Origin of the sequence: Vibrio sp. Vb0888 (assembly GCF_033338835.1) — a bacterium.
Lineage (GTDB): Bacteria > Pseudomonadota > Gammaproteobacteria > Enterobacterales > Vibrionaceae > Vibrio > Vibrio alginolyticus.
On record NZ_JAWOTL010000307.1, the window covers coordinates 1 to 1,075 of the forward strand.

Annotated in this window: 1 protein-coding gene and 1 pseudogene; both read right to left on the minus strand. The window is 44.4% G+C overall.

Annotation, left to right across the window (positions count from 1 at the left end):
• Positions 1-139: 139 nt before the first annotated feature.
• Positions 140-589, minus strand: coding sequence for a type III secretion system chaperone (locus R7P72_RS25845; protein WP_005464342.1), 450 nt, complete (start codon positions 587-589; stop codon positions 140-142).
• A 242-nt stretch (positions 590-831) separates the two neighbouring features.
• Positions 832-1,075 (minus strand): annotated as a pseudogene (locus R7P72_RS25850) (effector protein); the annotation flags it as partial.

Here is a 1,075-nt window from a genome sequence, read left to right on the forward strand (position 1 = left end):
ACCTTCTTTTACGAAAATGTCTTTGCCGTTGTGTGCTCGAATCTCTTTATCGTCCGCTTGATTCTGTGTCGCCAAATGTGACGTCAGCTGGCTCAATGACTGCATGTGTGACGTATTGATATTAACCATGTAAAAAACCTTAAACTTGAATAAACGGGTGTGAGCCAGTTTGTTGGCTAAAATCGACAACCGTGTTGTTTTGGAACAGTTGCACCCAAGTGTCACTCAACTCATTCAACTGACTGATCACGTTGGCTAATTGGCTGATCTCGGTGTCTGCCGTGATGGCGATTTGAAGCAAAATGTCTTTGGTGGTTGGGTTGATGCAAAACTGCACTCCGCCCGTTTCGCGATACAAAAAGTTGTATTCCAGCAGCACTTGGAGCTTGTCGGCGGTGAGAATATCTTTCTCTACCACTAGACTTTTTGAGACAAGCACCTCGTTCTTCTCTTGCACAAATTGCACATCGATAGCGTTATCTTCGCTGAAACAGAGCGACCACATTTGATGCTCAAACTCTGTAACACGCTCAAGGTTGAGTGAATCCCCTAGCTCTGCGAGAAGAATATTGATCTTTCCGGTATCCATGTTGTGTCCTGTTAAATTTGATGACGGTTTATTGAATTAAGCGCATAAAGATGAAGGACATTTTAGGGTGAGCTTTGAAGTTGGACTTTATTTAAACGTCCGAATTTTATTGCTATTGGCCGTTTTAAAAGTCGAGGAGATTGAATCGCATGAGCAGCGGCAACAAAAAGAGCGGCGCTCGCCGCTCTTACCAACATACAAATACCAACACCGAAAATCACTGAGTTATTTGGTGCGCTGAGTTATTTGATACCGTGAAGGCTATTTTCGGCATTCATCGCCAGAGGATTGAACGCGTCATTACGCAGTTCAGCGATGGCATAAAGCATGCGCCCCATGCGTCCGTTGCCATCGGTAAAGCCGTGATAACCAATCACACCAGCAAACAAATGTTTACCGAGGTCTTTGTCCGCAACTGGATTCTCTTTCAAAAAGCCTTCAATGTGTTGCTTCAACATGCCTTCCCCACCAATGCTAGATGGTAAT